This window comes from Mesorhizobium qingshengii (genome assembly GCF_027563465.1).
Taxonomy (GTDB): Bacteria; Pseudomonadota; Alphaproteobacteria; order Rhizobiales; family Rhizobiaceae; genus Mesorhizobium; species Mesorhizobium qingshengii_A.
In genome coordinates, this window is sequence record NZ_JAPFQA010000002.1 from 175993 (window position 1) to 202771 (window position 26779).

At 63.5% G+C, this 26779-nt stretch carries 29 protein-coding genes; 15 read left to right on the forward strand and 14 right to left on the reverse strand.

Annotation, left to right across the window (positions count from 1 at the left end; genetic code table 11):
* Window positions 1–21: 21 nt before the first annotated feature.
* A complete protein-coding gene (locus OOJ09_RS05400) occupies window positions 22–1806 on the reverse strand; it encodes a sensor histidine kinase (RefSeq protein WP_269904206.1) in 1785 nt (594 codons plus the stop codon).
* Between the two features lie 61 nt (window positions 1807–1867).
* Window positions 1868–2569 (reverse strand): response regulator transcription factor, encoded by a 702-nt coding sequence (locus tag OOJ09_RS05405; protein ID WP_013528337.1) that lies wholly within the window; start codon window positions 2567–2569, stop codon window positions 1868–1870.
* Between the two features lie 341 nt (window positions 2570–2910).
* Here OOJ09_RS05405 and OOJ09_RS05410 point away from each other — a divergent pair, with 341 nt between their 5' ends.
* The 3 genes from OOJ09_RS05410 (at window position 2911) to OOJ09_RS05420 (ending at window position 5804) form a co-directional block, all read left to right on the forward strand.
* Window positions 2911–4521, forward strand: a complete 1611-nt coding sequence (locus tag OOJ09_RS05410; RefSeq protein ID WP_269904207.1) for a phosphoenolpyruvate carboxykinase — start codon at window positions 2911–2913, stop codon at window positions 4519–4521.
* Window positions 4522–4602: 81 nt separating this feature from the next.
* Complete coding sequence (gene arfB / locus OOJ09_RS05415; protein WP_269904208.1) at window positions 4603–5040, forward strand: alternative ribosome rescue aminoacyl-tRNA hydrolase ArfB; 438 nt, start codon at window positions 4603–4605, stop codon at window positions 5038–5040.
* 116 nt (window positions 5041–5156) lie between these two features.
* On the forward strand, window positions 5157–5804 hold the full coding sequence (locus OOJ09_RS05420; protein WP_269904855.1) for an alpha-ketoglutarate-dependent dioxygenase AlkB family protein: 648 nt from the start codon (window positions 5157–5159) through the stop codon (window positions 5802–5804).
* Window positions 5805–5930: 126 nt separating this feature from the next.
* On the opposite strand, the gene coaA is transcribed toward OOJ09_RS05420, so the two are convergent.
* The 9 genes from coaA to hisB all read right to left on the reverse strand — a co-directional run bounded on the left by coaA (window position 5931) and on the right by hisB (window position 11715).
* Complete coding sequence (coaA, locus tag OOJ09_RS05425; protein ID WP_269904209.1) at window positions 5931–6890, reverse strand: type I pantothenate kinase; 960 nt, start codon at window positions 6888–6890, stop codon at window positions 5931–5933.
* A gap of 24 nt (window positions 6891–6914) precedes the next feature.
* On the reverse strand, window positions 6915–7238 hold the full coding sequence (locus OOJ09_RS05430; protein ID WP_269904210.1) for a phosphoribosyl-ATP diphosphatase: 324 nt from the start codon (window positions 7236–7238) through the stop codon (window positions 6915–6917).
* A gap of 70 nt (window positions 7239–7308) precedes the next feature.
* Complete coding sequence (gene hisF / locus OOJ09_RS05435; RefSeq protein WP_269904211.1) at window positions 7309–8103, reverse strand: imidazole glycerol phosphate synthase subunit HisF; 795 nt, start codon at window positions 8101–8103, stop codon at window positions 7309–7311.
* Complete coding sequence (locus OOJ09_RS05440; RefSeq protein ID WP_269904212.1) at window positions 8100–8936, reverse strand: arginase family protein; 837 nt, start codon at window positions 8934–8936, stop codon at window positions 8100–8102. Before OOJ09_RS05440 ends, hisF begins: the two co-directional genes overlap by 4 nt.
* Complete coding sequence (hisA, locus tag OOJ09_RS05445; protein WP_269904213.1) at window positions 8933–9682, reverse strand: 1-(5-phosphoribosyl)-5-[(5-phosphoribosylamino)methylideneamino]imidazole-4-carboxamide isomerase; 750 nt, start codon at window positions 9680–9682, stop codon at window positions 8933–8935. Before hisA ends, OOJ09_RS05440 begins: the two co-directional genes overlap by 4 nt.
* Before the next feature lie 4 nt (window positions 9683–9686).
* Entirely contained in the window at window positions 9687–9977 is a 291-nt protein-coding gene (locus OOJ09_RS05450; protein WP_091584180.1) for a DUF1330 domain-containing protein, read from the reverse strand.
* Window positions 9978–9982: 5 nt separating this feature from the next.
* The gene (hisH, locus tag OOJ09_RS05455; RefSeq protein WP_269904214.1) at window positions 9983–10633 is read right to left on the reverse strand and encodes an imidazole glycerol phosphate synthase subunit HisH; all 651 of its coding nucleotides are present in this window, start codon (window positions 10631–10633) and stop codon (window positions 9983–9985) included.
* 1 nt (window position 10634) lies between these two features.
* Complete coding sequence (locus tag OOJ09_RS05460; RefSeq protein ID WP_269904215.1) at window positions 10635–11111, reverse strand: DUF2628 domain-containing protein; 477 nt, start codon at window positions 11109–11111, stop codon at window positions 10635–10637.
* A 4-nt stretch (window positions 11112–11115) separates the two neighbouring features.
* A complete protein-coding gene (gene hisB / locus OOJ09_RS05465; protein ID WP_269904216.1) occupies window positions 11116–11715 on the reverse strand; it encodes an imidazoleglycerol-phosphate dehydratase HisB in 600 nt (199 codons plus the stop codon).
* Between the two features lie 244 nt (window positions 11716–11959).
* Here hisB and hslV point away from each other — a divergent pair, with 244 nt between their 5' ends.
* From hslV to OOJ09_RS05490, 5 genes are all read left to right on the forward strand, one after another.
* The gene (gene hslV / locus OOJ09_RS05470) at window positions 11960–12511 is read left to right on the forward strand and encodes an ATP-dependent protease subunit HslV (RefSeq protein ID WP_269904217.1); all 552 of its coding nucleotides are present in this window, start codon (window positions 11960–11962) and stop codon (window positions 12509–12511) included.
* The gene (locus OOJ09_RS05475; RefSeq protein WP_269904218.1) at window positions 12501–13028 is read left to right on the forward strand and encodes a GNAT family N-acetyltransferase; all 528 of its coding nucleotides are present in this window, start codon (window positions 12501–12503) and stop codon (window positions 13026–13028) included. Before hslV ends, OOJ09_RS05475 begins: the two co-directional genes overlap by 11 nt.
* Before the next feature lie 3 nt (window positions 13029–13031).
* Complete coding sequence (locus OOJ09_RS05480) at window positions 13032–13637, forward strand: DUF2585 domain-containing protein (RefSeq protein WP_269904219.1); 606 nt, start codon at window positions 13032–13034, stop codon at window positions 13635–13637.
* Between the two features lie 4 nt (window positions 13638–13641).
* Window positions 13642–14952 (forward strand): ATP-dependent protease ATPase subunit HslU, encoded by a 1311-nt coding sequence (hslU, locus tag OOJ09_RS05485; protein WP_091584160.1) that lies wholly within the window; start codon window positions 13642–13644, stop codon window positions 14950–14952.
* 273 nt (window positions 14953–15225) lie between these two features.
* Window positions 15226–16185, forward strand: a complete 960-nt coding sequence (locus tag OOJ09_RS05490) for a DUF1402 family protein (RefSeq protein ID WP_269904220.1) — start codon at window positions 15226–15228, stop codon at window positions 16183–16185.
* Window positions 16186–16302: 117 nt separating this feature from the next.
* Here OOJ09_RS05490 and OOJ09_RS05495 read toward each other — a convergent pair whose 3' ends face one another.
* From OOJ09_RS05495 to OOJ09_RS05505, 3 genes are all read right to left on the reverse strand, one after another.
* Entirely contained in the window at window positions 16303–17532 is a 1230-nt protein-coding gene (locus tag OOJ09_RS05495; RefSeq protein ID WP_269904221.1) for an NAD(P)/FAD-dependent oxidoreductase, read from the reverse strand.
* Window positions 17532–17846 (reverse strand): MocE family 2Fe-2S type ferredoxin, encoded by a 315-nt coding sequence (locus tag OOJ09_RS05500; protein ID WP_269904222.1) that lies wholly within the window; start codon window positions 17844–17846, stop codon window positions 17532–17534. The genes OOJ09_RS05495 and OOJ09_RS05500 overlap by 1 nt, the downstream gene beginning before the upstream one ends.
* 68 nt (window positions 17847–17914) lie before the next feature.
* A complete protein-coding gene (locus tag OOJ09_RS05505) occupies window positions 17915–19006 on the reverse strand; it encodes a fatty acid desaturase family protein (RefSeq protein WP_269904223.1) in 1092 nt (363 codons plus the stop codon).
* A gap of 165 nt (window positions 19007–19171) precedes the next feature.
* Here OOJ09_RS05505 and OOJ09_RS05510 point away from each other — a divergent pair, with 165 nt between their 5' ends.
* From OOJ09_RS05510 to OOJ09_RS05540, 7 genes are all read left to right on the forward strand, one after another.
* On the forward strand, window positions 19172–20203 hold the full coding sequence (locus OOJ09_RS05510) for a LacI family DNA-binding transcriptional regulator (RefSeq protein ID WP_269904224.1): 1032 nt from the start codon (window positions 19172–19174) through the stop codon (window positions 20201–20203).
* A 367-nt stretch (window positions 20204–20570) separates the two neighbouring features.
* Complete coding sequence (locus OOJ09_RS05515) at window positions 20571–21512, forward strand: sugar ABC transporter substrate-binding protein (protein ID WP_269904225.1); 942 nt, start codon at window positions 20571–20573, stop codon at window positions 21510–21512.
* A gap of 109 nt (window positions 21513–21621) precedes the next feature.
* Entirely contained in the window at window positions 21622–22698 is a 1077-nt protein-coding gene (locus OOJ09_RS05520) for an ABC transporter permease (protein ID WP_269904226.1), read from the forward strand.
* Window positions 22699–22700: 2 nt separating this feature from the next.
* Window positions 22701–23468, forward strand: a complete 768-nt coding sequence (locus OOJ09_RS05525; RefSeq protein ID WP_269904227.1) for an ATP-binding cassette domain-containing protein — start codon at window positions 22701–22703, stop codon at window positions 23466–23468.
* A 113-nt stretch (window positions 23469–23581) separates the two neighbouring features.
* Entirely contained in the window at window positions 23582–24583 is a 1002-nt protein-coding gene (iolG, locus tag OOJ09_RS05530; protein ID WP_269904228.1) for an inositol 2-dehydrogenase, read from the forward strand.
* Between the two features lie 37 nt (window positions 24584–24620).
* Entirely contained in the window at window positions 24621–25415 is a 795-nt protein-coding gene (locus OOJ09_RS05535) for an SDR family oxidoreductase (RefSeq protein WP_269904229.1), read from the forward strand.
* Between the two features lie 199 nt (window positions 25416–25614).
* Window positions 25615–26706, forward strand: coding sequence for a 3-deoxy-7-phosphoheptulonate synthase (locus tag OOJ09_RS05540; RefSeq protein ID WP_269904230.1), 1092 nt, complete (start codon window positions 25615–25617; stop codon window positions 26704–26706).
* Window positions 26707–26779: the final 73 nt, after the last annotated feature.

The following is a 26779-nucleotide window of genomic DNA, read 5'->3' on the forward strand; positions in this document are numbered from 1 at the left end:
ACCGGTCCCCACTTTTCGGGATCATGCTTCGGCCGGCAGCGTGACGACAAAGCGCGCGCCCTTGATCTCGCCGGGCTTGGTGCCAGGGATGTTCTCGGCGGTCAGCGTCCCGCCGTGGGCCTCGACGATCTGCCTGGATATCGACAGGCCAAGCCCCGAATTCTGGCCGAACGCCTCGCCCGCCGGGCGGTCGGTGTAGAAACGTTCGAAGATGCGGTCGATGTTGTCGGCACGGATGCCGGGACCATTGTCGTCAATGGTGAGGATGTTGAACTTGCCGGCGCGCGCCAGCGACAGGGTGATGTGACCATGATCCTCGGGAACGAAGGAACGGGCGTTCTCGATCAGGTTGGTGACGACCTGGCCGATGCGCAGATCATGGCCGACGACGAAATAGCCTTTGACGCCCTGCGGCAGCTTGGCGACCTTGAATTCGATCTCGACCGCCTTCTTGTTGCGCGTGGCTTCACGCGAAACAGCGACCAGATCGGTGATGAATTTCTTCAGGTCGACCGTCCCGGCATCTTCACGCGCCAGCTCGGCATCAAGACGGGAGGCGTCGGAAATATCGGTGATGAGACGATCCAGACGCCTGACGTCATGCTGGATGATGTCCATCAGCCGGCTGCGCGAATTGTCGTTCTTGGCCAGCGGCAAGGTTTCCACCGCGCTGCGCAGCGACGTCAGCGGGTTCTTCAACTCGTGCGAGACGTCCGCCGCAAAGCTTTCGATCGCCTCGATGCGGGCGTAGAGGGCGTTGGTCATGTCGCGTATGGCGATCGACAGGTTGCCGATCTCGTCCTGCCGGTCGGAAAAGTCCGGGATTTCCTCGCGGCTCTTGACGCCGCGCCGCACGCGCACCGCCGCCGCCGACAGCCGGCGCAGCGGGTTGGCGATGGTGGAGGCGAGAAGCATGGACAGGATGGCGGTGACGAGGGCCGCGATGCCGAACACGCGCAGGATCGCCTTGCGCTCGGCGGCGACGATCTTGTCGATGTCGCCGCCTTCGGTCGACAGCATCAACACGCCGAGAACGGCGCGGAAGCGCTGGATCGGCACCGCCACCGAAACGATCTGCTCGCCCTGTTCCGAGATGCGCACGATGGTCGACGGGCTGCCGGTGAGTGCCTTGACCACTTCCGGGAAGGCGGCGCCGTTGCCGCCCGGCTGCTCGTGATAGACCGGCAGTTCGGTGTTGCGGAAGAAGTCGAAGACGAACTTCTGGATGCGCTCGAGCAGATCAGGCTCTTCCTCGTCGACCGGCGGCAGGTCGTAACGCAGGATCTGGCCGCGCGAATAGAGATGGCGCGAATCGAGCAGCAGATTGGCGTCGCGGTCATAGATGCGGGCGCGGGTCCGGGTCGGCGAGATCAGCCGTCTCAGCACCGGCGCAACCCGCTCCGGGTTGATCGGGAAGTCCAGATTGTCGAGCTGGTCCGAGCCCGGGCCGAGACTTTCGCCGGCCTGCAGCTCAAGCAGCTTTTCCGGATCGATGCTGATCGAGTCGGTCTCGACCGTCGCCGAGGCGGCGATCGCGCCGGCGATGATCTCGCCCTGGGTCATCAGGCTTTCGACGCGGGCATCGATCAGCCCGTCGCGGAAAGTGTTGAGATAGAGGATGCCGGTGACCAGGACGGCCAGGCCGGCGAGATTGAGGAAGAGGATGCGCCGCGTCAGGCTGGAAAAGATATGATGGCCAAGGAAGCGGCGCATCGGCACCGTGAGTTTCGACACGAATGACGGCATGATGCGCGACGGCCGCCTGGCAGCGCCCGCCGGTCTTGTTCGCTGTGCCTCCACTGCCATCGAATAGCAGGCCCTGCCTAATCTTTATTTCGATGCATAACGTCGTGCGACGTGCATCAACTCATGCCTCGCGGAAGCGGTACCCGACTCCGTAAAGGGTTTCGATCATCTCGAAGTCGTCATCGACGGCCTTGAACTTCTTGCGCAGCCGCTTGATGTGGCTGTCGATGGTGCGGTCGTCGACATAGACCTGTTCATCATAGGCCGAATCCATCAGCGCATCACGGCTTTTTACGACACCGGGACGCTGCGCCAGCGAATGCAGGATCAGGAACTCGGTGACGGTCAGCGTCACCGGCTCGCCCTTCCAGGTGCAGGTATGGCGCTCCTGGTCCATGACAAGCTGGCCGCGCTCGAGGGAACGTGCCTGCTGGCTGGGCGTCTTGGCCGCGGCTTCGCGGGCACTGGCGCGACGCAGCACGGCGCGCACGCGCTCGACCAGCAGACGCTGCGAGAACGGTTTGCGGATGAAATCGTCGGCGCCCATCTTGAGGCCGAACAACTCATCGATCTCGTCATCCTTGGAGGTCAGGAAGATCACCGGCAGGTCGGACTTCTGGCGCATCCGGCGCAGCAGCTCCATGCCGTCCATGCGCGGCATCTTGATGTCGAGGATGGCAAGATTCGGCGGGCGTGCCGCCAGACCCTCCAGCGCGGACGCACCATCCGTGTAGGTCTCGACGCGATAGCCCTCGGATTCGAGGGCGATCGACACCGACGTCAGAATGTTGCGGTCGTCATCGACAAGCGCGATTGTTGCCATTTCAAGCGGCTCCCTCATGAGCTGTCCCTTCTTTCGTAGAGAAGGGGCTTTTGCAGGACAAATTAGGTACAAAATGTGGCATAAGCCCTGTCCGCTGTCACGGGCGGCGTGCCGGCGGTCACAATTGCACCTCACTACGGATTAGACGATCGAACCCTGCCAATCCTTTGGGCAACCGCCGAACTTCTTGCACATATAAACGATTTAAACAACTTTCAAAATATTTAAATCGATTAATGATTTGATATCATTTGGCTTTTCTGGTTCTGACCATCTCAGCCCGCGTAGTGGGCGCGCCGGAAATGCGCCGGCAGATGCGGCAAATTGAAGAAGGGACCCCCATGTCGGAAGTCGGCAAACGCAATCCTGCTTGCGGGATCGATCGTATCGGCCTGAAAACCACGGGCGTGGTGCGCTATAATTTCGGCGCGGCTGCCCTTTACGAGGAATCTATCCGGCGCGGCGAAGCCCGGCTGACCGCGCATGGCGCGCTGGTCGCCGAGACCGGCCAGCACACCGGTCGCTCGCCCAAGGACAAGTTCGTCGTTCGCGACGGCGCCACCGAGCCGCATGTCTGGTGGGACAACAACAAGGCGATGTCGCCGGCCCAGTTCGACACGCTGCTTGCTGATTTCCGGGCGCATGCCGCGGACAAGGATCTCTACGTGCAGGATCTGGTCGGCGGCGCCGACGTGGAACTGAAACTGACCACCAGGGTGGTCACCGAATTTGCCTGGCACTCGCTGTTCATCCGCAATCTGCTCATCCGTCCCGGTGCCGCCGAACTCGAGCAGTTCGTGCCTGAGATGACGATCATCGACCTGCCGTCTTTCCGCGCCGATCCCGCCCGTCACGGCACCCGCACCGAAACGGTGATCGCCGTCGACCTTTCGCGCAAGATCGTGCTGATCGGCGGCACGTCCTATGCCGGCGAGATGAAGAAGTCGGTGTTCACGGTGCTCAACTACCTGTTGCCGGCCAAGGGCGTGATGCCGATGCACTGCTCGGCCAATGAGGGGCCAGCCGGCGACACGGCCGTCTTCTTCGGGCTTTCCGGCACCGGCAAGACGACGCTGTCGGCCGATCCGTCACGCACGCTGATCGGCGACGACGAGCACGGCTGGGGGCCGCACGGCATCTTCAATTTCGAAGGTGGCTGCTACGCCAAGACGATAAAGCTGTCAGCGGAAGCCGAGCCGGAAATCTTCGCCACCACGCAGCGCTTCGGCACCGTGCTGGAGAATGTCGTGCTTGGCGCGGACCGGGTGCCGGATTTCGACGACGGTCGGCTCACCGAAAATACGCGCTGCGCCTACCCGCTGGAGTTCATCCCCAATGCCAGCAAGACGGGGCGCGCCAGCCATCCGAAGAACATCATCATGCTGACCGCCGATGCCTTCGGCGTGATGCCGCCGATCGCCCGGCTGACCCCGGCGCAGGCAATGTACCATTTCCTTTCCGGCTACACGGCCAAGGTGGCCGGAACCGAAAAGGGCGTGACCGAACCCGAAGCGACATTTTCGACCTGTTTTGGCGCACCGTTCATGCCGCGCCATCCGTCGGAATACGGCAATCTGCTGCGCGACCTGATCGCCCGGCACCAGGTCGATTGCTGGCTGGTCAATACCGGCTGGACCGGCGGCGCCTACGGCACTGGCAAGCGGATGCCGATCAAGGCAACGCGGGCGCTGCTTGCGGCGGCACTCGACGGCTCGCTGAAGACGGCCGATTTCCGCACCGACGCCCATTTCGGTTTCGAAGTGCCAGTGGCCGTCCCTGGCGTCGACAGCGCCATTCTCGATCCGCGGTCGACCTGGGCCGACAAGTCCGGTTATGACCGGCAGGCGGCAAGACTGGTTGGCATGTTCATCGACAATTTCGGCAAGTTCGAAAGCCATGTCGATGCCGTCGTGCTGGGTGCGGCGCCCCACATGCAGGAAGCGGCGGAATAATCGCCACGCCGCTCAGCACCATTGAAGGCCCGGTCTCGATCGGGCCTTTTCTTTTTCGATCCGCCGCGCCATGACTGCGGCATGACGACCGACGACAAGATCATCATTGCCGACGACGCGGTGATCCACCCGGGCGACCTGCACGAGGACTTCATCCGCTCGTCCGGGCCGGGCGGCCAGAACGTCAACAAGGTGGCGACGGCCGTGCAACTGCGCTTCGACGCGCAAAATGCGTCGGGCCTGTCGGAACGCGTGCGCGAGCGGACGATCAAGATGGCCGGCCAGCGCGCCACCAAGGACGGTGTCATCGTCATCGAAGCCGGACGCTTCCGCACGCAGGAGCAGAACCGCGCGGATGCACGGGCGCGGCTGACCGCGCTGGTCGCCAAGGCAGCTGAGCCGCCACCGCCGCCACGCAAGAAGACGCGGCCATCGAAAGGCGCGGTCGAGCGGCGGCTGAAGAGCAAGGCCGGCCGCTCGACCGTGAAGAAGCTGCGCGGCCGGGTCGGCGACGACTGAGGCGGCCCGCTCCTATTCCCTTTCAGGTCGGCAAGCGCGGCTTTCGGGTCGTCCTTTGCGGGTCCTCGTGGCAATCTCGCTTGCCGCCACATCAAACGGATTGATTGACCGAAGCCATGCTCGTCCTGCCCAAAGGCGTCCGCCACATGCCCGGCTACCTGTCGCGCGCCGTGCAGGAAGCGTTGGTCGAGGATGTGAGACGGATCGTGCAGCAAGCACCCCTGTTCGTGCCGGCGATGCCGCGCACCGGCAAGGAGATGAGCGTGCGCATGACCAATTGCGGCCCGCTCGGCTGGGTCACCGACAAGGAACGCGGCTACCGCTACCAGCCGACGCACCCGGTGACCGGGACGCCATGGCCGCCAATCCCGGAAGCGCTGCTCGAGCTCTGGCGGCAGGTCTCGGGCTACCCCAAGCCACCGGAAGCGTGCCTGATCAATTTCTACACGCAGGACGCAAAAATGGGCCTGCACCAGGACCGCGACGAGGCCGATTTCTCGGCGCCGGTCGTCTCCGTCTCGCTGGGTGACGATTGCCTGTTCCGGGTCGGCCAGACGACGCGGGAGGGCGGCACAAAATCGTTCAGGCTGAAAAGCGGCGACGTCGTGGTGCTCGGCGGCGAAGGACGCCTCAGCTTTCACGGCGTCGACCGCATCTATCCCTCGACCTCGGCACTGCTGAAAAATGGCGGGCGGATCAATCTGACGCTGCGACGAGTGACAAAGCCGGAGGATGACGACCCTCTCCAGCACAAGCCGATCTGACGCCCGGCGCTATGAAGGCTGGCAAGGTGATGGATCCGGGACAGCTGGTGTCGCGCAGTTTCCAGCAGCCAGCAGGCAAGGGCGTTCATAGCTGATGGCTGATGGCTGATGGCTGATGGCCGGCCACTAGAGCTTGCGCAGCGCCACTTCCTCGACCAGATGGTCGGCGCCCTTGCGCAGGATGAGGTCGGCGCGGGCCCGCGTCGGCAGGATGTTCTCGCGCAGGTTCTTCAGATTGATGTTGGTCCACAAGCCTTCGGCGATGGCCCGGGCAGAATCCTCCGAGAGCTGGGAGTAGCGGTGGAAGAAGGAGTCCGGGTTGCGGAACGCAGTCTCGCGCAGCCGCATGAAGCGGGCAATGTACCACTGGTGGATCAGTTCTTCCTCGGCATCGATATAGATGGCGAAGTCGAAAAAGTCCGACAGGAAAGGCACGATCTTGCCGTCTTGCGGCAGCTTGCCCGGCTGCAGGACATTGATGCCTTCGAAGATCAGGATGTCCGGCCGGTCGATGGTGACGAACTCGCCGGGAATGACGTCATAGGTCAAGTGCGAATAGACCGGCGCGCGGACGTTGCGCTGTGCCGACTTGATGCCCGACAGGAAACGCAGCAGCGCGCCGACATCGTAGCTGTCGGGGAAACCCTTGCGTTCCATCAGGTTTTCGCGGCGCAGGACCTCGTTGGGAAGCAGGAAGCCATCGGTGGTGATGAGATCGACCTTGGGGCTCGACGGCCAGCGCGCCAGCAGCTCTTTCAGCACGCGCGCCGTGGTCGATTTGCCAACCGCCACGGAACCGGCAATGCCGATGATGAACGGCGTCTTGACGATGTCCACCGCGTTGAAGAAAGCTTGGCGTTGCCTGAAAAGAAGCTGGCTCGCTTCGACATGCGCCGACAAAAGCCGCGACAGCGACAGATAGATGCGCTTGACCTCTTCGAGGTCGATTGGGTCGTTGAGCGAACGCAGGCGGCGGAATTCATCCGCGCTCAGCGTCAGCGGCGTGTCGGCGCGGAATTGCGACCATTGCTCGGCGGAGAAGAAACGAAAGGGGGAATATTTCTCGGTTGGCGCGAGCTGATCCATCGAGATACCTGCCCTCCCTCGCGATCAGCCCTTGGGCCGTGACGCCTTCTCGGCGATGCCCGAACGCCCGGTGCGGCTTTCGAGCTCCCTGAGCACGTCGCTCAGCGGAACCCCCGAGAGGCCGAGAACGACGAGCCAATGATATATAAGATCGGCGCTTTCCGAAACGAGGGCCTGTTTGTCGCCCTTGACGGCGGCGATCACCGTCTCGACCGCCTCCTCGCCGAGCTTCTGCGCCGCCTTGTCGATGCCGCGCGCGAACAGTTTCGCCGTCCACGAGTCCGGGTCACCGGAATGGGCGCGTTCCCAGACGATTTTTTCCAGGTCGGACAGCGAAAACTCGGTCATGGCGTCATCTATCTGCTTGTTTAAGCATGATCTTTTCCGAAAACCGGTTCCCACTTTCCGGGATCATGCTTTAAGACCGATCGCCGGGGGAGTCCAGCCGCATCGGCAGCCCGGCTTGAGCCATATGGGCCTTGGCCTGCGCTATGGTGTAGGTGCCAAAATGGAAGATGGAAGCGGCCAGAACCGCGCCGGCATGACCGTCGCGAATGCCTTCGACCATGTGATCGAGCGTGCCGACGCCGCCGGAAGCGATGACCGGCGCGCGCACCGCATCCGCGACCGCACGGGTGAGCGCGATATCGTAACCGGCCTTGGTGCCGTCACGGTCCATCGACGTCAGCAGGATCTCGCCGGCGCCGCGATCGACCATCAGGCGCGCGAATTCGACCGCATCGATGCCGGTCTTTTCACGGCCGCCATGGGTGAATATCTCCCAACGGTCGGCCTCGCCGGCGCCTGACACTTTCTTGGCGTCGATGGCGACGACGATGCACTGGTTGCCGAACTTGTCGGCCGCCTCGGCGACGAAGTCCGGGTTTTTCACCGCCGCCGTATTGATCGACACCTTGTCGGCCCCCGCCAGCAGCAGCTTCCTGATATCGGCGACCTGGCGCACGCCGCCGCCGACGGTCAGCGGCATGAAGCACTGTTCGGCGGTGCGGGCGACGACGTCGAAGATGGTCTCGCGATTGTCCGATGAAGCGGTGATATCGAGGAAGCAGAGCTCGTCGGCGCCGGCCGCGTCATAGGCCTTGGCCGCCTCGACCGGATCGCCGGCGTCGATGAGATCGACGAAGTTGACGCCCTTGACGACACGGCCGTTCTTGACGTCGAGACAGGGGATGACACGGGCTTTCAGCATCACCTTCCCTCTATCGTGGCTATGAGATCGTTGAGCAACTGACCGACCCGCGGCGGAACTTCCGCTTGCGCGTCGAAGGCCGGATCGTAGGCTGAAACGGTGATGCCGACGACCGGCACCGCAAGCGCCATGGCGCAGGCCGCGTCGCGCAACTGCTCGGGGCTGGGCCCGCCTGGACTGACATAGCGGTTGACCTGCAGTTCCTTCGGGTCGTGCACGTCAAGGTCGAGATGCATGTGCACGCGTTTGGCGCCGGCGGCCTTCAGTCTTTCGGTTGCCTGGGCCACCCCGGGACACTCCGTCCGAATGACCGGCAATGTCTGGAGAAGCTGCTTTTCCGCCGGATCGAGGTCGCGCGCGTTGACGAGCACGCAGCGTGACGGGTCGATCGGCTTGAAACCGGGAATGGCGGCTGCCATCGGCCGCCAGCACAGGCCAAGCACCGTCGCCAGCGCCATGCCGTCGAGGAAGCCGTAGATGGATGTCTCGGGCGTGTTGAGGTCGCCGTGCTGGTCGGCCCAGATGATCGCATCGGCGCCCTCGCCGGCGACCGCGCCGGCGCTGGTCAGGCAATTTCCGGCGAGAACGATGGGAAACCGGCCGGCGTCACGGGCAAGGCGAACCTCGGTCGCAACCGCGTTGCAAACGGCGAAGCCGGTGACGATCTCGCGCTCCTGGTCATCCCCGACCTTGCCGATGTCCTCGACCGCGACGTCGTGACCGGCCATGGTCAGGGCGTCGACGAGACCACCTGATATCAGCGCGTCCGGACCCTGGCCCATGCCGCCATGGTAGTGGCCACTGTCATAGGACGCCAGGATGATGGAAAGCTTCACGGCCGCGCCTCCATCGCCGGCCTGCCCTGCAGGATTGCCAGGGCCTCGGCCGGATCGATGCGGCCGTCATAGAGCGCACGACCGGAAATCGCGCCTTCGAGCTTTCTTGCGTCGGGCATGGTCATGCGCACGATGTCGGCGATCGAGGCGAGGCCGCCGGATGCGATGACCGGGATCGACACGGCATCGGCGAGGTCGATCGTGGCGTCCCAGTTGATGCCGGTCAGCACGCCGTCGCGGTCGATGTCGGTGTAGATGATGGCGGCGACGCCGGCGCCCTCGAATTTCTTCGCCAGCTCGATGACGCCGAGGCTGGACGCCTCGGCCCAGCCCTCGACAGCGACCTTGCCGCCCTTGGCGTCGATACCGACGGCCACCTTGCCCGGGAAAGCCTTGCAGGCCTGTTTGACCAGGTCGGGATCGCGCACCGCCACCGTGCCAAGGATGACACGGGCGAGCCCGCGGTCGAGCCAGTCCTCGATCTGCGCCAGCGTGCGGATGCCGCCGCCAAGCTGCACCGGGTTCTTCGTTGCCTTGAGGATGGCGCCGACCGCCGCGCTGTTGACGCTCTGGCCCTGGAACGCGCCGTTGAGGTCGACGACGTGCAGCCATTCGAAGCCCTGCTCCTCGAAGGCCAGCGCCTGGGCCGCCGGATCATCGTTGTAGATCGTGGCGGTCGCCATGTCGCCGTGCTTCAGGCGCACGCATTGGCCGTCCTTGAGATCGATGGCGGGGAAGAGGATCATCCGTTCAGGCGCCTTCAACGATGACGAAATGGCCGGTCGAGGCGGCAAGCCGGAACTTCGAGGCCTGCTGATATTCCGGCGAATGATAGCATTCGACCGCCTTGTCGTAGGAGTCGAACTCAACCAGCACGTGTCGGTTTCCGGTCGGTCCTTCCGGATTCTCGTAGCGACCGGCCCGCACGGGGAATTTCGCGCCGTACTTCGCGAAGGCAACGGCATTTGCCTCGATGTACTGCTTGTACACCTCAGGGTCGCGGACATCGATCATCGCCATCCAGTAGCCCTTCTTGCTCATATTCTTCAGGGCCTCCAGCGCAGGAAATTGGTGATCAGCGCCAGGCCCAGCGCCTGGCTCTTTTCCGGATGGAACTGGGTGCCGACGAGATTGTCGCGGGCAACAGCGGCCGTCACCGGTCCGCCATAGTCGGCAACCGCCAGAACCTCCTCGGGCTTGCGCGCATCGAGATGATAGGAATGGACAAAATAGGCGTGCAATCCGCTGGTCCCGGTGGGAATGCCGGAAAACAGCGGATGTTGGCGCTTGAGCTCGATCGTGTTCCAGCCGATCTGCGGGATCTTCAGGGACGGATCGGCCGGCGTGATCTCCTTGACGTCGCCGGCAATCCAGCCAAAGCCGTTGGTAACGGTTTTTTCCAGACCCCGTTCGGACATCAGCTGCATGCCGACGCAGATGCCGAGGAAGGGCCGGCCCTTTCGAATAGCGACTTCCTCGACCGCTTCCCACATGCCGGCGACGGCACGCAGTCCGGCGGCGCAGTCGGCATAGGCGCCGACGCCGGGCAGGACGATGCGGTCGGCGGTGCGCACACATTCGGCATCGGCGGTCAGGTCGATCTGCGCGGCGATGCCGGCTTCGCGCGCGGCGCGCTCGAAGGCCTTGGTGGCCGAGCGCAGATTGCCCGAACCGTAATCGATGATCGCAACCCGCATGTCAGCTTCGTCCCGGAATGTGGGTCAGCCCCAGCGCCATGCCCGGCTGCGCCGGGCGTGCCCGGGCCGCATCCGGGACCATGCGCGGCGGCGGCGCAACCTCACCGGCAAGCGCATCGGCTTCCAGCGCATAGCGTATATCGGCATCATCGAGCCAACCGGCTTCGACCACGCCCCATTCGTGCCAGCCGCGGCGGCGAAGCGCCGCGACGCGCAGCCCCTGTCCCTCCAGCCCGACATACAGCGAAACCAGCAGGGACAGCAGCGAGCCAGCCAGCCCAAGGCCGAGCTTTTCGCCAAGCATCGAAAGCAGGCCCATGACGACGAAGGCCAGTGCTGCTTCGATCCACAGCCGGTGCCAGGCAAGCCACAATGGCGGCACCAGGAAACCCAGCCAGGTGAAGCCATCGCGGACAAAGGCCGTTGCGTCGACCTTTTCACTGCGGCCGGGCGGTTCCATGACGACATAGGTGGCCATGACGCTATCCCTTCAACGATCCCTTGGTGGAGGGAACCGCGTCCGGCTGGCGCGGGTCGCGTTCCAGAGCGGCGCGCAGCGCGCGCGCCACCGCCTTGAAGCAGGTCTCGGCGATATGGTGGTTGTTGGCGCCATAGTGGTTGGTGACATGCAGCGTGATGCCGGCATTCTGCGCCAGCGCCTGGAAGAATTCACGCACCAGCTCGGTGTCGAACGTGCCGATCTTCGGCGACGAGAACGAAACGTTCCAGACGAGGAACGGGCGGCCGGACACGTCGATCGCGGCGCGCGTCAGCGTCTCGTCCATGGCAAGGTCGATCGAGGCGTAGCGCATGATGCCGCGCCGCTCGCCGAGCGCCTTGGCCAGCGCCTGGCCGAGCGCGATGCCGGTATCCTCGACGGTGTGGTGGTCGTCGATATGCAGGTCGCCCCTGGCCCTGACCGTCATGTCGATCAGCGAGTGGCGCGAGAGCTGGTCCAGCATATGATCGAAGAAGCCGACCCCCGTGGTTATGTCCGACTTGCCCGAGCCGTCGACATGGACCGACACGGAGATGTCGGTTTCCTTGGTCTTGCGGCTTGCTTCGGCGGAACGGGGCGCCATCACTCTATCCTTGTCCCAGGGGTTCACGCATCGTGACCGGTTCACGGGCTCCAAGCGCTCGCGGGCTTGAAAACGAAAGCCTTCTATCAGCATGATCCGGCGATTGCCAGTTGCCATGCGGAAAGGTATCGGCCTTGCCGGAGAGGCGATTTGCAATCGTTTGCCCCATGCATACATATGGCCGATCAAAGTTACTCGTACCGCGCCAATCGCCTTTTGGGATCGCGCGAATCGGAGCCAGGAAATGTCGAATGAACTGACCATGCACGCAACGACCATCGTGACGGTGCGCAAGGGCAACAAGGTGGTGATCGCCGGCGACGGCCAGGTCAGCCTTGGCCAGACCATCATGAAGGGCAATGCACGCAAGGTGCGCCGCATCGGCAAGGGCGGCAATGTGATTGCCGGTTTCGCCGGCGCCACCGCCGACGCCTTCACGCTTCTGGAACGGCTCGAAGCCAAGCTCGAACAATTTCCCGACCAGTTGACGCGCGCCTGCGTCGAGCTCGCCAAGGACTGGCGCACCGACCGCTATCTGCGCCGGCTGGAAGCGATGATGCTGGTTGCCGACAAGTCGATCTCGCTGGCGCTGACCGGCACAGGTGATGTGCTCGAACCCGAACATGGCGTCATGGCCATTGGTTCGGGCGGCAATTACGCGCTGGCCGCGGCGCGCGCGCTGATGGACACCGACAAGGACGCCGAGGAGATCGCCCGCAAGGCGATGCAGATCGCATCCGACATCTGCGTCTACACCAACAACAATTTCGTCGTCGAAACGCTCGATGCCGCCTGAGAAGGTGGTGCTCTACGATTTTCGGCCGGTGACCGAGAAAGACCTGCCGATGATCGCCGGCTGGCTCGCCGAGCCGCATGTCGCGCAGTGGTGGAACGATCCCGAGACGGAAATCGCCGAGATTCGCAAACATATCGACTCGATTTCCGTCGAGCCGCTGATCGTGGAGCTCGACGGCAAGCCGATCGCCTATCTGCAGAGCTACGATCCGCATCTGGAAGACGACCATCCCTATGCCGACCAGCCGTTCGGCACGCTCGGCATCGACCTGTCGATCGGCCGGCCTGAGCTGGTCGGCATCGGCCATGGTTCGGCGATCGTGCGCCAGTTCGTCGAACACCTGTTCGAGGAAGGCGTTCCGCGCGTCATCATCGACCCCGATCCCGCCAACGGCCGAGCCATCCGCGCCTATGAAAAGGCTGGGTTCCAGGCGATTGACCGGCGGCAATCAGTCTATGGTGACGTCGTGCTGATGGCGATCGACGCCGAAGAGGGCGACGTGGAAGAGGGGCAATAGGGCATGAACGCATCCGGATCCGGCGAGGCCAACGACCTCTCGGCCTACGAGAACAGCTGGCGAATGGGACTTCTGATCGTGCTCGGCCTGGTCATTGTCCAGGCCGTCACGCTCTACATGATGGGCCACCCGCCGATCTGCACCTGCGGTTACGTCAAGCTGTGGCACGGCGTGGTGAACAGTTCCGAGAACTCCCAGCACATTTCGGACTGGTACACGTTCTCGCACATCATCCACGGCTTCCTGTTCTACGCGCTGGCGAGATACCTGTTCCCGCGGTCGCCAATCGGGCTGAGGCTGGCATTCGCCGTCCTCGTCGAGGGTGGCTGGGAGCTGCTCGAGAACAGCCCGTTCATCATCGACCGCTACCGCGCCGGCACCATCTCGCTCGATTATTACGGTGACAGCATCATCAATTCGGTGTCCGACACACTGGCCATGGTGCTGGGATTTGTGATGGCGCGAAGGCTACCTATATGGGTGATCGTCAGCCTCGCCATCCTCTTCGAACTCGGTACCGGCTATCTCATCCGGGACAATCTGACACTCAACGTGATCATGCTGCTGCATCCGTTCGAGGCCATCAAGCAGTGGCAAAGTGGAATTTAGTGATATGAGCACATTCTCTCCCCGCGAAATCGTTTCGGAACTCGACCGCTTCATCATTGGCCAGAAGGACGCCAAGCGCGCCGTGGCCATCGCCTTGCGCAACCGCTGGCGCCGCCAGCAACTGGAAGGCCAGATGCGCGAAGAGGTGATGCCGAAGAACATCCTGATGATCGGGCCGACCGGCGTCGGCAAGACCGAGATTTCGCGCCGCCTGGCGCGCCTCGCCGGTGCGCCGTTCGTCAAGGTCGAGGCGACCAAGTTCACCGAAGTCGGCTATGTTGGCCGTGACGTCGAGCAGATCATCCGCGACCTGGTCGAGATCGCCATCGGGCTGGTGCGCGAGAAGATGCGCGAGGACGTCAAGGCACGCGCCCACATCAACGCCGAGGAACGTGTGCTGGAAGCGCTCGTCGGCAAGACGGCGAGCCCGGCCACCCGCGACAGCTTCCGCAAGAAGCTGCGCGACGGCGAGCTCGACGACAAGGAAATCGAGATCGAGGTTGCCGACACCGGCAATGGCGGCATGCCCGGCTTCGAGATTCCCGGCATGCCGGGCGCCAATATCGGCGTGCTGAACATCAACGACATGCTGTCGAAGGCGATGGGCGGCAAGAAGACCAAGACGCGCAAGACGACGGTCAAGGAGTCCTATGGGCTGCTGGTCGGCGACGAGTCCGACAAGCTGCTCGACCAGGACGAAGTGGTGCGACTGGCGCTCGACGCCACCGAGAATGACGGCATCGTCTTCCTCGACGAGATCGACAAGATCGCGGCCAGATCAGACATTTCGGGCGGGCCGTCACGCGAAGGCGTGCAGCGCGACCTGCTGCCGCTGGTCGAAGGCACCACGGTGGCGACCAAGTATGGGCCGGTGAAGACCGACCATATCCTGTTCATCGCCTCCGGCGCATTCCACGTCTCGAAGCCGTCCGACCTGTTGCCGGAGTTGCAAGGCCGCCTGCCGATCCGCGTCGAGCTGCGCGCGCTGGAGAAGGACGATTTCGTCCGCATCCTGACCGAGACCGAGGCGAGCCTGATCAAGCAGTATATCGCGCTGATGAAGACAGAGGGTGTCGAGCTGTCCTTCACCGACGACGCCATCGATTCACTGGCTGGTATCGCCGTCGACCTCAATGCCAGCGTCGAGAACATCGGCGCCCGGAGGCTGCAGACGGTGATGGAGCGGGTGCTGGATGAAATCTCCTACGACGCGCCGGATCGCAACGGCACCGCGGTGACAATCGACGCCGCCTATGTCGAGAAGCATGTCGGCGACCTGTCCAGGAACACAGATTTGTCGCGATTTATTCTTTAAAGAACGACGCCGGGCTGTTCCGGCGCCGGTTCAGGCAACGCGTTCCGGCAGCTCAATCATGTGTGGCCAGATGGTACCATCTGGCCACCTTTCGTCTTGCCGGGTGAAGGGACGCTCTCGACTCGAGCCAGAGCACTACCCTAGTTTGCCCGGCACTACAGCGCCGCGCGTCCGTCGGACGCGCAAAGGACGCTGTAGCACTTTATTTGGCACATGATCCTTTCCGAAATCTGTTTCCGATTTCGGGTCATGTGCTTTTGCAGGCGGCGGTGCATGAAAAAACTGATCCTGGTCATTCTCGGCTTGACGCTGGCGGCGACGCTCTTCGCCGCCGACGCGGCAACACTGGTGCCGGCTGGAAACCGCAATGCCGAGCAGCCCGATATTCCGGGCGCCTCGAGCCGGCGCACGCAAGCCACCAACACCACCTTCCAGGCGAAGTACCGCAAGGTCTACGCCCTGCTGCAGAACGACGCCGACCTGCGCGGCAAGATCAAGAAGGCCGCCACCGCCTACGGCATCGATCCCCTGCACATCGTCGGCGCCATTGTCGGCGAGCACACCTACAATGTCGACGCCTATGACCGGCTGCAGACCTATTACGTCAAGGCGATCTCCTATCTCTCCAGCAAGCTGTCCTTCGCCTATGACGGCGAAGACATCACCGATTTCGTGCAGCGGCCGGAATTCAAGAAATGCGCCGGGATGTCCGACAGCTACGATCTGTGGGAATGCCGCGAGCAGGTGTGGAACCATTCGTTCCGCGGCAAGAGCGTTGGCGGGGAGAGCTTTCCCGACGATCGTTTCGGCGCCACCTTCTTCCAACCCTACTATGCCGGCCAGACCTTCGGCCTCGGCCAGCTCAACCCTTTGACGGCGTTGCAGATGAGCGATCTCGTGCACAAGGTTTCAGGCCTGCCCAAGCTCGACGTCGCCGATCCCAATTCTGTCTACAAGACCATCATGGATCCCGACCTGACGCTGCCTTACGTCGCCGCGACGATCAGGAAATCGATCGACGCCTACAAGAGCATCGCCGGCTTCGACATTTCGGGCAATCCGGGGCTGACCGCCACGCTCTACAATGTCGGCAATCCGGAGCAGCGCGCTTATGCACTGAAGGCGGAGAACGACAAGCGCCGCGGCGCCGGCGAGCCCGAAAAGCTGCCGGAAGAGAACTATTATGGCTGGCTGGTCAACGACAAGCTGCCGGAGCTCAAGGCGCTTTTCTAGGCGCCCTTTACCTCCCCCTTGTGGGGAGGTCGGACCGAAGGTCCGGGTGGGGGTCCGGTGCCGCACCCCCACCCCGCTGCTTCGCAGCGACCCTCCCCACAAGGGGGAGGGTAAAACTCAAGCCGCCAGCAACGACTTCAGCTTGACAGTCTGCGAACCGAGGGCGTCCGGCGCCGGCTTCGCCCGCTTGGCGATCAGCATTTCGGCCAGCCTGATGTCGCGGGCGACCGCGTTGCCGGGCCCGATGCCGCTGGCGGCCACCAGCCTGCCGTCCTCGGCGAGGTGGAAGAGGATGAAGGCGCCGTCGCCGAGATCGCGGCGCACGATGCTGCGCCCTTCGTCGGAAAGTCCTGATATCTGCAGGCTCAGGCCATACTGATCCGACCAGAACCACGGCACCGCCGCATGCGCCTCGCCGGCACCCAGCATGTTCTTGGCCGCCAGCACGCCCTGCTCCTGGGCGTTGCGCCAGGCTTCCAGCCGCACCCGGCGGCCGCCATAGACGGCGAGCGGGAACGAGCAGCAATCGCCGGCGGCAAAGATATCGGGATCGCCAGTGCGCAGTTGCGCATCGACAGCGATGCCGTTGTCGATGGCCAGGCCGGCTTCGGCCGCAAGCCCGGTCACGGGCACGGCGCCGATGCCGATGATGGCGAGATCGGCGACGATCTCTCGTCCACCGGCAAGCGTCACGCGCGCCTCGCTGCCGTCGTCGGCGATGGACGCGATGCCGTCGCCGCACAGGATGTCGACGCCCTCGGCGACATGCGCATCATGGATGATTTCGGCGATCTCGGCCGGCACGCCGCGCATCAGGATGCGCGGCTGCGCCTCGATGACGGTGACCGCAGCGCCGAGCTTGCGGGCAGCGGCGGCGAGTTCGAGACCGATGAAGCCGCCGCCAACGATGGCGATACGGCTTCCGGTGTGCAGATGAGCGCGAATGGCCAGCGCGTCGGCGAAGGTGCGGAGATAGACGCAACGCGCGCCAAGGCCAGGCATCGGCAGTTTGCGCGGCGTCGAGCCGGTGGCCAGCAAGAGTTTGTCGTAAGGCAGGACCGAGCCGTCCGACAGGCGCACTTTATGCGCCTCGCGATCGATCGCCATGGCCTGGACGGAATGGATATGACTGATCGATTTCTCGGCCAGCACCTCGTCGCTGGCGATGGCCCTGATTTCGGGCGCATCGCTGACCATCGCGTCCTTGGACAGCGGCGGGCGCTCGTAGGGCAGATGCGGTTCATCACCGACCAGCGTCACCGGTCCGGCATAGCCGAGATCGCGCAGCGTGAGCGCAGCCCGCCCACCGCATTCGCCGGCCCCGACAATCACCATCCCGCGCGCCATCATCTGATCCGAACGAGGACTTTGCCAGCGTCGACCTTGACCGGATAGGTTTTGAGGTTGACGCAGACCGGCGCGCCGCGCGCGTCACCCGTCTTGTAGTTGAAACGGCCATTGTGCTTGGGGCATTCGATGATGTCGTCCATCACCAGCCCGTCGGCGAGATGCACCTTTTCGTGCGTGCAAAGGCCGTCGGTGGCAAAATATTCGTCGTCGGGGCTGCGATAGATGGCGAAGGTACGGCCGCCATGATCGAAGCGCATCACGTCCTCTTCGTCGATATCGCCGGCGGCACAGGCCGCAACCCAGTCGCTCATTCAGTCCTCTCCTGGAAATTGGATAACCAGATCATTCCGCCGCGGCGGCGACGGCTTGGATAACCAGATCATTCCGCCGCGGCGGCGACGGCACCGTCGTGGAATTCCTCACGGTATGGCCTGGCGGTCGGCGGCAGTTCGCGCTTGAGGAAATAGTCCTCGTTGCGCAACTGGCGCAGGAAGGCAGGGATCATCTCGCGGTAACCGGCCAGGATCGACGGGGTCGGCGCCGGCAGGTCGTGCTTGATCAGCTCATGCAGCTTCGGCAGCGCATGATAGGGCACCATCGGAAACATGTGATGCTCGATATGGTAGTTCATGTTCCAGTAGATGAAACGGCTGATCGGATTCATGTAGACGGTGCGGCTGTTGAGCCGGTGATCGGTGACGTTGTCGGCCAGCCCGCCATGCTGCAGCAGACCGACCATGACGTGGTGCCAGGCGCCATAGAGACGGGGCAGGCCGACCAGCATCAGCGGCAGGAACGAACCAGAATACAGCGCCAGCGCGATCGTCGCGGCATAGATCGCCGTCCAGATGCGGGCAATGCGGATCGCCTTGGGCTGCTCCTGCTCGGGAATGAAGGTCTTTTCCGCCGCACTGATGTTGCCGGCGGCATTGCGCAGCATGTCGCTCATCGCATGCCAGGCGTCGAGCACACCGACGAAGCCGAGGACGGCGCGAGCCAGGTCCGGCGGCCGCATGACGGATATTTCCGGGTCGCGGCCGACGATGATGGTGTCGGTGTGATGGCGCGTGTGGCTCCAGCGCCAGGTCACCGGATTGCGCATGATCATGAAGCTGGCGATCTGATAGACCGCATCATTCATCCATTGCGTCCTGAACGCCGTGCCGTGGCCGCATTCGTGCCAGCGTGAATCGGTGGACGAGCCGTAGAGGACGCCATAGACGAAGAAGAACGGCACGCACCACCAGCTGCCCCAGAACCAGGCGCCGCCGGCGCCGCTGACGACCAGCGCGGCGGGCCAGATCAGCGTATCGCGTATCGCCGGCCCGTCGGAGCGCTGCATCAGCTCCTTCATCTGCTTGCGCGGAATCTCGGTGTGATACCATTCGGCCGCCGACAGGCCTGTCTCGACGGCGAGCTGGGCGTCGCGGCCGATCAGGCTGTAGTCACGCCGGGACGGCGTCGTGGACATGGCTGCCTCCCATGGCAAAGGCACTCGCCAAGACGAATGCCTATCCTCCATTAGCTTCAGGCGTGAAAATAGCGCCGACGAATGATAGACTCAACATCACAAAGATAGTTTCTATCATTTCCTATCAGAATGATGTAGGAAGGCCGAACAATTCCTGAGGCAAGCATGGCGAAACGGCCGACCATCACCGATCTGGCGCGCATCTCCGGCGTCAGTGTCGCCACGGTGGACCGCGTGCTCAACAGCCGCTTGCCGGTGCGCGAGGAAACAGCGCGTCGCGTCTACGAGGCGGCGACCGAAATCGGCTACCACGCCGCGGGCCTGATCAAGCAGCGGATGCGCCATGAGTTGCCCGAGTATCGGCTCGGCTTCCTGCTGCTCAGGGGCAATTATGTCTTCTACAGCGAGTTCGCACGCGAGCTTGAACTCGCCGTGTCGCGATCGCAGCGCTTTCGTGGCGTCGCAGCAATAGACTTCGCGGACTCGCTGGCGCCCGACGAAATCGTCGAGCGCGCGCGCAAGCTGGCGGCCAGATGCAGGGCCGTCGCCCTGGTCGGACCGGATCACCCCACGTTGACGGTCGCGGTCGAGGAGATGAAGGCGAAAGGACTGCCGGTGTTTTCCCTGCTGTCCGACTTCGCCGCCGGCATTCGCGAGGGCTATGTCGGCCTCGACAACCGCAAGGTCGGCCGCACCGCGGCATGGATGATCTCGAAGGCCGCCCGGCGGCCAGGCAAGGTCGCCCTGTTCGTCGGCAGCCACCGCTTCCACGGCCATGAACTGCGCGAGATCGGCTTTCGCTCCTTCTTTCGCGAGCAGGCACCGGAATTCACCTTGCTTGAAACGCTGGTCAACCTGGAAGCCAACCAGATCACGCATGACACCATCATCGAGCTTCTGGGCCGCCACCCCGACCTCGCCGGCCTCTATGTCGCCGGCGGCGGCATGGAGGGCGCGGTCGCGGCGCTCCGGCAGGCGAGGCCGGCCGAGATGCCCGCGGTCATCTGCAACGAGATCACAGCGGTATCGCGTTCCGCCCTGGCGGATAACATCCTGACCATGGTGATCTCCACGCCACTTGCAGCACTTTGCCGTGAACTGGTCGACCTCATGGCACATGCCATCGAGACGGGCGCCGCGAACGCGCCGGGCCAGACCTTCCTGCCGTTCGACATCTATCTGCCCGAGAATATCTAGGGGTCTCGATCTTCGAGATTGGCTGAAACGCCTGCCGCTTCGTCATTTCAAGCGGAGCAGCGGCGAAGCGACGTCGCGAGAACATCGGCCGATCGTCGGTGTCCGGCCTGGCGGCAAGCGCCCGTCATCCGAAAATCGCGCATCCGGTTTTGGAATCGCCCTTGACGCCTTGGCGCAAAATGGAATAAATATTTCACCAACTGTATATTTTGGTTCTTTCGTTCCGGTAACAACAGAGGGTTCGACGTTCCAGCCAATTGGAAGGCGTCATCCGGGACGGAAATGGCAATCGGGAGAGATTCCCCGGGAGATCGGGGATTCCGGATAGATCGGTGCAACCGGACACCAAGAGTGGAGGAGAGATACAATGAAGAAACTGCTTTTGGGCGTCGCCTTCGCGGCGCTGATGGGTTCATCCGCCATGGCCGCCAAGATCGGCGTATCGATGGCCAAGTTCGACGACAACTTCCTGACCGTGCTGCGCAATGGGATGATCGCGCAGGCCAAGGGCATGAGCGGCGTCGAGCTGCAGGTCGAGGACGCGCAGAACGACGTTGCCAAGCAGCTTGACCAGATCAAGAACTTCGCCGCTTCGGGCGTCGACGCGATCATCGTCAACCCGGTCGACACCTCGGCCACGCAGGCGATGTCCGATGCCGCGGCCGCCGCCAAGATTCCGCTGGTCTACGTCAATCGCGAGCCGGTCAACGTGAATACGCTGCCGGACAACCAGGCATTCGTTGCCTCGAACGAGGCCGATTCCGGCACGCTCGAGACCAAGGAAGTCTGCCGCCTGTTCAAGGAAGCCGGCAAGAAGGAAGCCAACGTCTATGTGATCATGGGCGAGCTGTCGAACCAGGCCGCGGTGCAGCGCACCAAGGACATCGAAGAAGTGATCGCCACGCCGGATTGCAGCTTCATCAAGATCATCGACAAGCAGACGTCGAACTGGAACCGCGACGAAGCCCAGAACCTGATGACCAACTGGCTGTCGACCGGCAAGCCGTTCGACGGCGTGATCGCCAACAATGACGAAAGCGCCATCGGCGCCATCCAGGCGATGAAGGCCGCCAACGTCGACATGAAGTCGGTCGTCGTCGGCGGTGTCGATGCCACCCAGGACGCGCTTGCCGCCATGCAGGCCGGCGACCTCGACGCAACCGTGTTCCAGGACGCGGCCGGACAGGGCGCGGGTGCTCTCGATGCAGCGCTCAAGCTGGCCAAGGGCGAGAAGGTCGAACACAAGGTCTACGTCCCCTTCCAGCTGGTGACCCCTGCGAACATCGACAAGTTCCTGAAGAAGAACTGAGCAGCGGGCATACGGAGCGGCGCTCTCACGCAATAGACGGCGCCGCTCTTCTTCCCCCAACGCCAGCAAGGCAACGAGGGGCGACCACGGCCGACGGAGGATAGACGATTTGGCACAGACATCTCACGGCGTCGGAGGACTCAGCTATGACGCGAAGAAGCGCGCATGGCCGGCCGAGTTCAACGTTTTCCTGGCGCTTGTCATCCTCGTTGTCGTCTTCGAACTGATCGGCCGTATCTTTCTCGGCGACAGCTTCCTGTTCAACACCCGCAGCGACGTCTCGGGGATCTTCAACGAAGCGCGCCTGCAGATCATCATCCTGCAAGTGTCGATCGTCGGCATCATCGCCATCGGCGTGACGCAAGTGATCATTTGCGGCGGCATCGACCTGTCCTCGGGCTCCATCGTCGGCGCGACCGCGATGATCGCCATGAGTTTCGCCCAGGTGGCGACAGTAAACGGCAACCCCAATCCCAAGGCGATGTTCCTGGCGCAAGGCTGGACCGACCTGCCTGTCATCGTGCCGGTGCTGGTGGCGATCGGTTGCGGGCTGCTCGCCGGCCTGGTCAACGGCTCGTTGATCGCCTACACGCGCATCCCGCCATTCATCGCCACGCTCGGCATGATGGTCACCGCGCGCGGCATCGCCAAATGGTGGTCCAAGGGGCAGCCGATCTCGTTTCCCACCGACAGCTTCGCCGCGATCGGCAAGGGCCTGATGCCCGTCATCATCTTCCTGTCGCTGGCCGTGCTGTTCCAGCTGATCATGACCTACACCAGGTATGGCAAGCACTGTTATGCGATCGGCTCCAACGAGGACGCCGCGCGCATGTCCGGCATCAAGATCGCCAACCACAAGATCCTCGTCTACGTCATCGCCGGCGTGCTTGCCGCGCTCGCCGCCGTGGTGCTTAGCTCCAAGAACCTTACCGCCCAGTCCGGCATGGGCGTGATGTACGAACTCGACGCGATCGCCATGGCGGTGATCGGCGGCGTTTCGCTTTCGGGCGGCCGCGGCTCGATCGTCGGCACGGTGATCGGGTCGCTGATCTTCGGCGTCATCATCTCCGGCTTCACCTTCCTGCGCCTCGACGCCTACTACCAGGAAATGGTCAAGGGCGTGATCATCGTCGGTGCGGTCGTTCTCGACCAGTGGCGCCAGCGCCTGCGGGCATTGAGGGCTTGACCATGTCAGACATCGTCCTGAAGACCGAAAACCTGACCAAGCGCTATGGCGGCGTGCATGCGCTGGAAGGCGCGAACTTCGAACTGCGCAAAGGCGAACATGTCGCCATCATGGGCGACAATGGCGCCGGCAAGTCGACCTTCGTGCGCCAGATCACCGCGGTCGAGCAACGCACCAGCGGCCAGATCTGGTTCGACGGCAAGGAAGTGAATTTTGCCGGCCCGATCGAGGCGCGCACGGCGGGCATCGAGACCGTGTTCCAGAACCTGGCGCTGGCCGACGATCTCGACGTGCCGTCGAACCTGTTCCTCGGCCGCGAAAAGGTGCTGTTCAATCTCGGCCCGTTCTCGATCCTCGACCGCAAGTACATGCGCAAGGCGACCGAGGCGGCACTGATCCGCACGGCGGTGAAGATCCCCAATCTGTCCAACACCATCCGCCACATGTCGGGCGGCCAGCGCCAGTGCGTGGCGATCGCCAGGACCGCGACCTTCGCCTCCAAGCTGATCATCATGGACGAGCCGACGGCGGCACTCGGCGTGCAGGAAACGGCGCAGGTCGAAAACATCATCCGCACACTGAAGGACAATGGCGAGCCGCTGATCCTGATCAGCCACAACATGCGCCAGGTGTTCGACCTTTGCGACCGCATCGTCGTCTTCCGGCGCGGCCGCATCGTCGCCAATCTGCGCAAGCAGGACACCGACGGGCAGGATATCGTCTCCTACATCACCGGCGCCAAGACCGGAGAGGCGGAACTCGCGGCCTAGGCCGGGCGCGGAGGCGGTGGTCATCGCCTCCCTGTCGATGCCGTCTTGACCGGAAGATCACCCGCGCCCATGACCGGCGCCGACAGTTTCGAACCCTCCTCAAAGGACATTCCATGACTCTCCGCTTCGCCCTCCTCGGTGCCGGCCGCATCGGCAAGGTCCACGCCCGCGCCGTCGGCTCCAACCCGCAGGCCAGACTGGTTGCCGTTGCCGATGCGTTCGAGAAAGCGGCAAAGGAACTGGCATCGGCCTATGGCGCCGAAGTGCGTACGATCGACGCCATCGAAAAATCCGCGGATATCGACGCCGTCGTCATCTGCACGCCGACCGATACCCATGCCGACCTGATCGAGCGTTTCGCCAAGGCCGGCAAGGCGATCTTCTGCGAAAAGCCGATCGACCTCAACGTCAAGCGCGTCGAGAAGTGCCTGGCCGTGGTCGAGAAGACCAAGGCCACGCTGATGGTCGGCTTCAACCGCCGCTTCGATCCGCACTTCGCCGCCGTGCGCAAGGCGATCGACGACGGCGCCATCGGCACCGTCGAGATGGTCACCATCACCTCCCGCGATCCGGGCGCGCCGCCGATCGACTATATCAAGCGCTCGGGCGGCATTTTTCGCGACATGACCATCCATGACTTCGACATGGCGCGCTTCCTGCTCGGCGAGGAGCCGGTGGCGGTCAGCGCGCATGCCTCGGTGCTGGTCGACAAGAAGATTGGGGAGGCCGGCGATTTCGACAGCGTCAGCGTCATCCTGGAAACCGCTTCCGGCAAGCAGGCGATCATCTCCAACTCGCGCCGCGCCACCTATGGCTACGACCAGCGCATCGAGGTGCATGGTTCGAAAGGCATGGTCGCGGCCGAGAACCAGCGGCCGGTGTCGATCGAACTGGCCAACGAGAAGGGCTATACGCGCCCGCCGCTGCACGACTTCTTCATGACGCGCTATCTCGACGCGTACGCCAATGAGATCGCCGCCTTCATCACTGCGGCAACCTCGGGCAAGAAGGCGGCGCCAAGCGGCGCCGACGGGCTCGTGGCGCTGAAACTGGCTGACGCAGCGCTGAAATCAGCCACATCGGGCAAGACCGTCCGCCTCGACACGGCAAAGTAAGAACCGGTATCCGGACCCAAGACACAGGAGCAGAGCGATGAACGGTTCAGCCGGTCGCAATTCAGAAACGCGCGCCATCGTCACCGGCGGCGCGCAAGGCATCGGCTTCGCCGTCGCGGAGGCCCTGGCCGAAGAGGGCTGCCGGGCACTGGCACTGGTGGGGCGCTCGCAGGAGAAGGGCGACAAGGCCGTCGCAAGCCTCAAGAAGTCAGGTGTCGACGCGATCTTCATCAGCGCCGATGTCGCCAAGGTGGCCGACTGCAAGCGCGCCGTCGCAACCGCGATCTCGCATTTCGGCACCGTCAATGCGCTGGTCAATGCCGCCGCCACGTCGGCGCGCGGTTCGCTGGTCGAAACCTCCGAGGACGTCTTCGACCAGATCTTCAACACCAATGTGCGCGGCCCCTTCTTCCTCATGCAAGGGCTTGTGGCGCACCTTCTTGAGCGCAAGGCGCCGGGTTCGATCGTCAACGTCCTGTCGATGTCGGCGCATGCCGGCCAGTCGTTCCTTACGCCCTATTCGTCGAGCAAGGGAGCGCTGATGACGCTGACCAAGAATGTCGCCAGCGCCTACCGGCGCAATCGCATCCGCTGCAATGCCGTGCTGCCCGGCTGGATGGACACCGAAGGCGAGGACATCGTGCAGAAGAAGTGGCACGACGCGCCGGAGGACTGGCTGGAAAAGGCCGAGGCCGCGCAACCGATGGGCCAGTTGGTGAAGCCGGCGCAACTCGCCCGGCTCATCACCTACATGGTCAGCCCGCAGGCCGGCGTCATGACCGGGTCACTGGTCGACTACGACCAGAACATCGCCGGGATCGTCGGCGAGTAGCAGGTGACAAACGCCTTCGCATCGACTATATGAGCCGCATGATCCACCTGTCCGCCACCTATTGGTACTTTAGCAGCTCGCTGGCGGCGGGAGGATTGCGCTCGATCTGAAGATTGCAGCAACAAGATCCGAACAGCCGCCAGACTTGGCGGCTTTTTTGTTTCAGCCGACAGGTCTCCCAAACCAGGAGCAGAAAGCCGTGTTGACCACCACAGACGACCTTCGGGTCAAGGAGATCCGAGAATTGAGTACGCCGGACCAGGTGATGCGGGAGATCCCGCGCACGCTGACGGCGACGCGCACCGTCAGCGCGTCACGCAATGCGATCCACGCCATCTTGAACGGAACCGACGACCGGCTGCTCGTCGTCGTCGGCCCCTGTTCGATCCATGATCCGGTCGCCGCCGTGGACTATGCCAGCCGTCTGGCGGCGCTGCGCGAGAGCCTGGCGGACCGGCTGGAGATCGTGATGCGGGTCTATTTCGAGAAGCCGCGCACGACGGTCGGCTGGAAGGGCCTGATCAACGATCCCGATCTCGACGGCAGCTTCAACATCGACAAGGGGCTCAGGATGGCGCGCAATGTGCTCTCCGCCGTCAACAATCTCGGCCTGCCGGCGGCGACCGAATTCCTCGACATGACCACCCCGCAATACATTGCCGACCTCGTCGCCTGGGGCGCGATCGGCGCGCGCACCACCGAGAGCCAGATCCACCGCGAGCTCGCATCCGGCCTATCCTGCCCGGTCGGCTTCAAGAACGGCACCGACGGCAATCTGCGGATCGCCGCCGAGGCGGTGAAGTCCGCGGCCCAGCCGCATCACTTCATGGCGGTGACCAAGGGCGGGCGCAGCGGCATCGCCACGACCACCGGCAACGAGGACTGCCACGTCATCCTGCGCGGCGGCGTCCAGCCCAACTATGACGCGGCGAGCGTCGAGGCCGCCAGCGTTGAACTCGGCCGCATCGGCGTCGCACCCCGTCTGATGATCGATGTCAGCCACGCCAACTCAGCCAAGAAGCCCGAGAACCAGCCCAAGGTCGCGGCCGATGTCGCGGGCCAGGTTGCGGCTGGCGACGAACGCATCATCGGCGTCATGATCGAGAGCAATCTCGTCGCCGGCCGGCAGGACGTCGTGCCCGGCAAGCCGCTCGTCTACGGCCAGAGCATCACCGACGGCTGCATCGACTGGGCGACCACCGAGACCGTGCTGCACGGCCTTGCCGGTGCCGTCGAGTGGCGCCGCTCGGCGCGCCGCGCCATGATGGACAGCCGTCAGGGAGCCGCCTGAGAAAGGCACATCGCCACACCTTCTCCCCTTGTGGGAGAAGGTGGATCGGCGCGCAGCGCCGAGACGGATGAGG